Below are 9,031 nucleotides of genomic sequence, written 5' to 3'. Positions count from 1 at the left end.
GGCCTGGACGGCCTCGTCCTCAAACTCCCCCAAGCTCTCGGCTTCGCTCGAGCAGGGGGGACCCCCATGACGGGCTGGGATGCCTGGCGGGGGTCCAGGGGGCTCAGCGCCCCTGGCGGGGTCTGGGGCGGAGCCCCAGAAGGATGGGACGGGTAGGGGCGGCGGGGGCGAAAACCACACCGCATCGGTGGGTGAACACGCGTCCGGATGGTCAGGATGGAGACATGGGATTCCATGTCGACTCCGAGGCCGGCCGGCTGCGCCGCGTCATCCTGCACAGGCCGGATCTCGAGCTCAAGAGGCTCACCCCCAGCAACAAGGACGCCCTGCTCTTCGACGACGTGCTGTGGGTGCGCCGAGCCCGTGCGGAGCACGACGGGTTCGCGGACGTACTGCGCGACCGCGGCGTCGCCGTCCACCTCTTCGGCGACCTGCTCACCGAGGCCCTGGAGATCCCGGCGGCCAGATCACTCGTCCTGGACCGCGTCTTCGACGAGAAGGAGTACGGACCGCTGGCCACCGACCACCTCCGGGCCGCCTTCGAGACCCTGCCCGCCCCGGAGCTGGCGTCCCTGCTGGTCGGCGGCATGACCAAGCGGGAGTTCCTGGACGCGCACGCGGAGCCGACCTCGGTGCGCTTCCACGTCATGGAGCTCGACGACTTCCTGCTCGGCCCGCTGCCCAACCACCTCTTCACCCGGGACACCTCCGCCTGGATCTACGACGGGGTGTCGATCAACGCCATGCGCTGGCCAGCCCGGCAGCGCGAGACGGTGCACTTCGAGGCTATCTACCGCCATCACCCGCTCTTCCGTGACGAGATGTTCAACCTCTGGTCCCAGGGGCAGGCGGACTACCCGTCCACCATCGAGGGCGGCGACGTGCTGGTCATCGGCAGGGGGGCCGTGCTCATCGGCATGAGCGAGCGGACCACCCCGCAGGCCGTGGAGATGCTCGCGCACAAGCTCTTCGCGGCGGGCTCGGCGAACACCATCGTGGCGCTCGACATGCCCAAACGGCGGGCCTTCATGCACCTCGACACCGTGATGACGATGGTCGACGGCGACACCTTCACGCAGTACGCGGGGCTCGGCATGCTCCGCTCGTACACCATCGAGCCGGGCGTCGGGGAGAAGGAACTGAAGGTCACCGACCACCCCCCGGAGCACATGCACCGCGCGATCGCCGCCGCGCTCGGGCTGAACGAGATCCGCGTCCTGACCGCCATGCAGGACGTGCACGCGGCCGAGCGCGAGCAGTGGGACGACGGCTGCAACGTCCTCGCCGTCGAGCCGGGCGTCGTGGTCGCCTACGAGCGGAACGCGACGACCAACACGCATCTGCGCAAGCAGGGGATCGAGGTCATCGAGATCCCGGGGAGCGAGCTGGGCCGCGGGCGGGGCGGACCCCGCTGTATGAGCTGTCCCGTCGAACGGTCGGCCGTATAGAAATGTAGAGAGTCGTATAGACTTCCAATTCTTGCCGTCCCTGTCCCCGGATCTCTGGAGTGCCCCCCCATGGCGACAGTCCCGTCCGCCCTCGCCGGCCGCCACTTCCTCAAGGAGCTGGACTTCGCCGAAGACGAGTTCCGCGGTCTGATCGAGCTCGCCGCCGAGCTCAAGGCGGCCAAGAAGGCGGGGACCGAGACCCAGTACCTGCGGGGCAGGAACATCGCGCTGATCTTCGAGAAGACCTCGACGCGCACGCGCTGTGCGTTCGAGGTCGCGGCGGCGGACCAGGGGGCCTCGACGACCTACCTGGACCCGTCCGGCTCGCAGATAGGCCACAAGGAGTCCGTGAAGGACACCGCGCGCGTCCTCGGCCGGATGTTCGACGCGATCGAGTACCGGGGTGACAGCCAGGCCGCCGTCGAGGAACTGGCCGCGTATGCCGGGGTGCCCGTCTACAACGGCCTCACCGACGACTGGCACCCCACCCAGATGCTCGCCGACGTGCTCACGATGACGGAGCACTGCGACAAGCCGCTCGGCGAGATCGCCTTCGCCTATCTGGGCGACGCCCGTTTCAACATGGGCAACTCGTATCTGGTCACCGGCGCGCTCCTCGGCATGGACGTCCGGATCGTCGCCCCGGGGGCCTACTGGCCCGCCGACGAGATCGTTGCCCAGGCCCGCAAAGTCGCCGAGAGCAACGGCGGCCGCATCACCCTCACCGAGAACGTCACCGACGGCGTCCTCGGCGCCGACTTCGTCGCCACCGACGTCTGGGTCTCCATGGGTGAGCCCAAGGAGGTCTGGGACGAGCGCATCGGCGCCCTGTCCCCGTACGCCGTGACGATGGACGTCCTGCGCGCCACCGGCAACCCGGACGTCAAGTTCCTGCACTGCCTCCCGGCCTTCCACGACCTCGGCACCAAGGTCGGCCGCGAGATCCACGAGAGCCACGGCCTCGACTCCCTGGAGGTCACCGACGAGGTCTTCGAGTCGGCGCACTCGGTCGTCTTCGACGAGGCCGAGAACCGGCTGCACACCATCAAGGCGGTCCTCGTCGCCACGCTGGCCTGACCCGCCCTCGAACAGCAGGCCTTATCCTGACCGGCGGCCCGGAGCCACCCCTTCCGCGGCCGCCGCGCGACAGACCCCGTCGCGCCCGTACCACCAGAAACGAGCACCACCCCGTATGCCCGCTCCCAGCACCGCCCGCACCAAGCGCTCTCCCGGCGTCGAACGCGCTCCCCGCACCCAGCGTTCTCCCCGCATCAAGTCCCCCGAGCTCCTCGTCGCCGAATCCGGCGCCGACCTCGAAGGCAACGGCCTCAAGCGCACCATGGGCCTCTTCCAGCTCGTCTGCTTCGGCGTCGGCGCCATCGTCGGCACCGGAATCTTCGTCGGCCTGTCCGACTCGGTCGCGCAGGCCGGACCCGCCGTGGTCGTGTCCTTCATCCTCGCCGCGATCACCTGCGTCTTCACCGCGTTCGCGTTCGCGGAACTCGGCGGCGCGATCCCGGTCTCCGGATCCTCGTACTCCTTCGCCTACGCGGGACTCGGCGAGAGCACCGCCTTCCTCGTCGGCTGGTGTCTGCTCCTGGAGTACGGCGTCTCCGTGTCGGCCGTCGCGGTCGGCTGGAGCCAGTACGTGAACGAGCTGCTCGGCAGCCTCACCGGGCACCAGCTCCCCGTCGCGCTCTCCTCGGGACCGACGGACGGGGGAGTCGTCAATCTCCCCGCCGTCATCGTGATCGCGCTGGCCTCGGTGCTGCTGATCCGCGGTGCGCGCGAGAGCGCCCGTGCGACCGCCGCCATGGCCGTGCTGAAGCTCGTCGTGCTCGTCGCCTTCTGCGCGATCGGGTTCAGCGCCTTCAAGGACGGCAACCTCACACCGTTCTCGCCCGCCGGACTGGGCGGAATCGGCGCGGGGACCACGGCCGCCTTCTTCTCCTACATCGGCTTCGACGCGATCACCACGGCCGGCGAGGAGGCCAAGAACCCGCGCCGCGACATCCCCCTGGCCGTCCTGATCTGCATCGGCCTGGTCACCCTGCTGTACTGCGCCGTGGCCCTCGCGGCGATCGGCGCCGTCGGTGGCGACGAGGTCGGCGGCCGGCCCGCCGCGCTGTCGTACGTCGTCAACGAGGTCACCGGCTCCACGGTCGGCGGTGCGGTCATCGCGTTCGGCGCGGTCGTCGCCATCGCCTCGGTCGTCCTCGCCGTGATGTACGGGCAGACCCGCATCCTCATGTCCATGGCCCGCGACGGGCTCGTCCCGCGTGTCTTCGAGAAGGTCTCGCCGAAGACCTCGACACCGGTCGCCGGGACGCTGATCGTCGCGGTCGTCTTCGCCCTCCCGGCGGCCTTCGCGTCCCTGGACGCCGTGGTCAACCTGTGCACCATCGGCACGCTCGCCACCATGGTCGCCGTCAACATCGCGGTGATCGCGCTGCGCCGCAGGGAGCCGGACCTCGCACGCACCTTCCGCGTGCCGCTCTACCCCGTCGTACCGCTGCTCGGCGTCGGCTTCTGTCTGTATCTGATGTACGAGACGGGCTGGACGACCTGGTTCCAGTTCGCGGTGTTCCTGCTCGCCGGATTCCTCGTGTACGTCCTCTACGGGCGCCGCCACTCCCGGCTGGCGCAGGCTAGGCAGGCCGCCGCTGAGCGGGTACCACAGGCAGTCTGAACCAGACCGCCTTGCCGGAGGCGGTGGGGCGGTGGCCGCAGGACGAGCTGAGGGTGCGGATCAGCAGGAGGCCGCGCCCGTGCTCCTGCCAGGGGTCGGGCTCCTCGGCCGGTTCGGGGACCGTGAGATCGCCGGGCGGAGCCGGGTCCGGGTCGTGCACCTCGACCTGGCAGCCGGTCGGCAGCAGCTCCACGACCAGCTCTATGGGACCGTCCCCGGCGGTGTGCTCCACGGCGTTGGCGACCAGCTCCGCGGTGAGCAGCTCCGCGGTGTCGCTGTCGGCCGCGTGCTCCAGCTCGGCCAGCGCGGTACGGACCAGGGCACGGGCGACGGGCACGGCCGCGGTGGTGTGCGGCAGTGCGATGCGCCAGGAGGCGGGGGCTGGGATGTCGTGCACGTGGGGGTCCGTTCATGGAGCAGGCTGTCCTGCTTTCAACCTTATGAATGGTACGGCGCCACCGGACAGGGACGTCGGGGGGGCTATTTCGGGACATTCGGCCAGCGTCCTCCCGGGACGTTCGGCTCGGCGTAAGGCTGTGTACCCAGGTCAACGGCGCGCCTCCCGCGCGTGCTCCCGCCGTTACGGGGCTATCGAGGATTCGTGACTCGGTGACGGGAAACGGTCACATCACGACTGCCTTATCGCGGACTCGTGACGACAGTCACAGAGTGGTGATAAGTTGATGAAGCAGTACAGACCGCCGCCCCCGCCCGAGGAGGCCGTCCGTCATGAGTCCCTTCACCGGCTCCGCCGCCCGCACCCCCGACTGGCAGCACCTGAGGTGCGAGGTCGCCGACGGGGTCGCCACGGTCACCCTGGACCGCCCCGAGAAACTCAACGCGCTCACCTTCGGCGCCTACGCCGACCTACGTGACCTGCTGGCGGAGCTCTCCCGCGAGCGGTCCGTACGCGCCCTGGTGCTGGCCGGCGAGGGCCGTGGCTTCTGCTCCGGCGGCGATGTCGACGAGATCATCGGCGCGACCCTGTCCATGGACACCGCCCAGCTGCTCGACTTCAACCGGATGACCGGGCAGGTCGTAAGGGCCGTACGGGAGTGCCCGTTCCCGGTGATCGCGGCAGTGCACGGGGTGGCCGCGGGCGCCGGGGCCGTGCTGGCGCTGGCGGCCGACTTCCGGGTGGCGGACCCGAGTGCCCGCTTCGCCTTCCTGTTCACCCGCGTCGGCCTGTCCGGCGGCGACATGGGTGCCGCCTATCTGTTGCCCCGGGTCGTCGGGCTGGGCCACGCGACCCGGCTGCTGATGCTCGGCGAACCGGTGCGCGCGCCCGAGGCCGAGCGGATCGGCCTGATCAGCGAGCTGACCGACGAGGGCCGCGCCGACGACGCCGCTCAGGCACTGGCCCACCGCCTCGCCGAGGGCCCGGCCCTCGCGTACGCCCAGACGAAGGCGCTGCTCACCGCCGAACTGGACATGCCGCTCGCCGCCTCCGTCGAACTGGACGCCTCGACCCAGGCCCTGCTGATGAACGGCGAGGACTACGCGGAGTTCCACGCGGCCTTCACGGAGAAGCGCCCGCCGAAGTGGCGGGGGAGGTGAGCACGGGATGCGCGTAGGCGAGCAGGCGATGCGCGTCGCCGTCATCGGCGGCGGTCCCGGCGGGCTGTACGCCGCCGCGCTGCTCAAGCGGCTCGACCCGGCCCGCGAGATCACCGTCTGGGAGCGCAACGCCCCCGACGACACCTTCGGCTTCGGCGTCGTCCTCTCCGACGAGACGCTCGGCGGCATCGAGCACGCCGACCCGGTCGTGTACGCGGCGCTGCGGGACGAGTTCGTACGCTGGGACGACATCGACATCGTGCACCGCGACGTGCGCCACAGTTCCGGCGGCCACGGCTTCGCGGCGCTGGGCCGACGCCGGCTCCTGGAGATCCTGCACGAGCGATGCCGCTCGCTGGGCGTGGAGCTGCGCTTCCGGACCGAGGCCCCGCCACCGGCGGAGCTGATGACGGCGTACGACCTGGTCATCGCCGCCGACGGGGTGCACAGCGCCACGCGGGAGGCTTACGCGGAAGTGTTCCGCCCGTCCGTCGAAGAGCATCGGTGCCGTTACATCTGGCTCGCCGCCGACTTCGCCCTCGACGCGTTCCGCTTCGAGATCGCCGAGACCGAACACGGTGTGATGCAGCTGCACGGTTACCCGTACGCGGCCGACGCCTCCACCGTCATCGTCGAGATGCGCGAAGAGGTGTGGAGGGCGGCGGGGTTCGCGGACCTGGACGAGCAGGAGTCCGTCGAGCGGTGCGGAAAGATCTTCGCGGACGCGCTCGGCGGACGGTCGCTGCGGTCCAACAAGTCGGCGTGGGTCACCTTCCGGACGGTCGTCAACGACCGCTGGTCGCACGACCATCTGGTCCTCCTCGGCGACGCCGCGCACACCGCCCACTTCTCCATCGGCTCCGGCACGAAACTCGCCGTCGAGGACGCGCTCGCGCTGGCCGCCTGCCTGGGGGAACGGCCCACACTCGGCGAGGCGCTCGCCGCGTACGAGGAGGAGCGGCGCCCGGTCGTCGCGTCCACACAGCGGGCCGCGCGCGCCAGCCTGGAGTGGTTCGAGAACCTGGGGCTCTACCTCGACCAGCCCGCACGCCAGTTCGCCTTCAACCTCCTCACCCGCAGCCGCCGCGTCACCCACGACAACCTGCGGCTGCGCGACGCGCACTTCACGGCGGCGGTGGAGCGGGAGTTCGGCTGTCCGCAGGGCACGCCGCCGATGTTCACGCCGCTGCGGCTGCGCGGTCTGACCCTGCGCAACCGGGTCGTCGTCTCGCCCATGGACATGTACTCGGCCGTGGACGGTGTCCCCGGCGACTTCCACCTCGTACACCTGGGAGCACGGGCGCTCGGCGGCGCCGGGCTGGTGATGACCGAGATGGTGTGCGTCAGCGCCGAGGGCCGGATCACGCCCGGCTGCACGGGGCTCTACACCTACCAACAGGCCCAGTCCTGGCGGCGGATCGCCCACTTCGTGCACACGCAGGCGCCGGGCACCGCGATCGGCGTCCAGCTCGGGCACTCCGGTCGCAAGGGCGCCACGAAGCTGATGTGGGAGGGCATCGACGAGCCGCTGGAGGAGGGCGACTGGCCGCTCGTGGCCGCGTCCCCGGTCCCGTACGGGCCGCGCAACCAGACACCTCGCGAGCTGGCCCGAGCCCAACTCACCGATATTCGCGAGCAGTTCGTGGCGGCTGCTTGGCGGGCCGCGCGCTGCGGCTTCGATCTGCTCGAACTGCACTGCGCGCACGGCTACTTGCTGTCCGGCTTCCTCTCCCCGCTGACCAACCGGCGCACCGACGCCTACGGCGGCCCACTGGAGCGCAGGCTGCGCTTCCCGCTCGAAGTCTTCGACGCCGTACGGGCCGTATGGCCGGAGGAACGGCCCATGACGGTCCGGATCTCCGCCACCGACTGGGCCGACGGCGGCAACACCGGGGACGACGCGGTCGCGATCGCGCGGGCCTTCGCCGCGCACGGCGCCGACGCGGTCGATGTGTCGACGGGCCAGGTGGTGGCGGACGAACACCCCGACTACGGGCGCTCGTACCAGACGCCGTACGCCGACCGGATCCGCCACGAGACCGGCGTCCCGGTGATCGCCGTCGGCGCGATCTCCTCCTGGGACGACGTCAACTCACTGATCCTGGCCGGGCGCACGGACCTGTGCGCGCTCGGCCGGCCGCATCTCTACGACCCGCACTGGACGCTGCACGCGGCGGCCGAGCAGGGGTACGAGGGTCCGGGCGTCGCCTGGCCGAAGCCCTACCGCGCGGGCAGCCGGCCCCCGCGGACCGGACGCACCGACGCCCCCAAGCCCCGGCTTTCACTGGGGACTTGAGGGTATCGGTGATCAGGAGAGGTCGGCCATCCCCGCCGTCAGCGTCGAGCCGTCCGCCGGGTCGACCAGGAGGAACGCGCCGGTGCGGCGTACCTCGGCGTAGTCGTCGAGCGCGAGCGGCTCGGCGGTGCGCAGGGTGATCTGGCCGAGGTCGTTCGCGGTCAGCTCCGCGGCGCCGCCCAGGTCCTTGACGATCGCCTTCACGGTCCGCGTCGTGTGCTTGACCAGCACTCGGTCGCCGACCCGCAACGGACGGTCGGCCAGATGGCAGACGGCCGCCCGCACATCCTGTGTGAGCGCGGGCGCGTCGGGCCCGGCTGTGATCATGTCGCCGCGCGAGATGTCGCGCTGGTCGGCCAGGCGCAGGGTCAGCGACTGGGGCGCGTACGCGATGTCCGCGTCCTTGCCGAGCACGTCGATGCCGACGATCTCGGAGGTCTCGCCGGACGGGTGGACCGTGACGCGGTCGCCGACCCGCAGCGTGCCGGACACCAACTGGCCCGCGTAGTGGCGGACTTCGTCGTGCCGGATCACGTACTGGACCGGGAAGCGCGCCGGAGCGGACGGGACGTCGGAGCCGACCGGCACCGTCTCCAGGAACTCCAGCAGCGCCGGACCCCCGTACCAGTCCATGTGCGCCGACCGCTCCACCACGTTGTCGCCGCACAGCGCCGAGACCGGGATCGGCGTGAAGCCGGGCAGGTCCAGCTCGGCGGCGTGGCCCGCGAAGTCCTCGACGATCCGGTCGAACTCCTTCTCCTCGTACCCGATGAGGTCCATCTTGTTGACGGCCAGGACGACATGCGGGACGCGCAGGAGTGCGGCGACGGCGGCGTGGCGGCGGGTCTGCTCGACCACACCGTGGCGCACGTCGACCAGGATGATCGCCAGCTCGGCCGTGGAGGCGCCGGTGACCATGTTCCGGGTGTACTGCACATGGCCCGGGGTGTCGGCCAGGATGAACCGGCGGCGCGCGGTCGCGAAGTAGCGGTACGCCACGTCGATGGTGATGCCCTGCTCGCGCTCGGCGCGCAGGCCGTC

7 protein-coding genes are annotated in these 9,031 nt (G+C 70.7%); 5 read left to right on the top strand and 2 right to left on the bottom strand.

Annotated features, from left to right (window positions below):
* Positions 1–224: 224 nt before the first annotated feature.
* From ACX28W_RS43315 to ACX28W_RS43305, 3 genes are all read left to right on the top strand, one after another.
* Positions 225–1,448: an arginine deiminase gene (locus ACX28W_RS43315; RefSeq protein ID WP_459005592.1), complete on the top strand. Its 1,224-nt coding sequence runs from the start codon at positions 225–227 to the stop codon at positions 1,446–1,448.
* A 69-nt stretch (positions 1,449–1,517) separates the two neighbouring features.
* Positions 1,518–2,525: an ornithine carbamoyltransferase gene (gene argF / locus ACX28W_RS43310; RefSeq protein ID WP_459005591.1), complete on the top strand. Its 1,008-nt coding sequence runs from the start codon at positions 1,518–1,520 to the stop codon at positions 2,523–2,525.
* Positions 2,526–2,640: 115 nt separating this feature from the next.
* Positions 2,641–4,137 (top strand): amino acid permease, encoded by a 1,497-nt coding sequence (locus ACX28W_RS43305; protein WP_459005590.1) that lies wholly within the window; start codon positions 2,641–2,643, stop codon positions 4,135–4,137.
* Here ACX28W_RS43305 and ACX28W_RS43300 read toward each other — a convergent pair.
* A complete protein-coding gene (locus ACX28W_RS43300) occupies positions 4,097–4,534 on the bottom strand; it encodes an ATP-binding protein (RefSeq protein WP_459005589.1) in 438 nt (145 codons plus the stop codon). The genes ACX28W_RS43305 and ACX28W_RS43300 overlap by 41 nt on opposite strands.
* A gap of 332 nt (positions 4,535–4,866) precedes the next feature.
* On the opposite strand from ACX28W_RS43300, the gene ACX28W_RS43295 reads away from it, so the two are divergent.
* A complete protein-coding gene (locus ACX28W_RS43295; protein ID WP_459005588.1) occupies positions 4,867–5,694 on the top strand; it encodes an enoyl-CoA hydratase family protein in 828 nt (275 codons plus the stop codon).
* Between the two features lie 7 nt (positions 5,695–5,701).
* The gene (locus ACX28W_RS43290) at positions 5,702–7,990 is read left to right on the top strand and encodes a bifunctional salicylyl-CoA 5-hydroxylase/oxidoreductase (RefSeq protein WP_459005587.1); all 2,289 of its coding nucleotides are present in this window, start codon (positions 5,702–5,704) and stop codon (positions 7,988–7,990) included.
* A gap of 12 nt (positions 7,991–8,002) precedes the next feature.
* On the opposite strand, the gene ACX28W_RS43285 is transcribed toward ACX28W_RS43290, so the two are convergent.
* A partial coding sequence (locus ACX28W_RS43285; protein WP_459005586.1) for a sulfate adenylyltransferase subunit 1 occupies positions 8,003–9,031 on the bottom strand: 1,029 nt, incomplete at its 5' end.

It is taken from the genome of Streptomyces sp. SD15 (genome assembly GCF_054462255.1).
The sequence above is the reverse complement of the archived record's forward strand: the minus strand, read 5'-3'. Positions and strand labels throughout refer to the sequence as shown.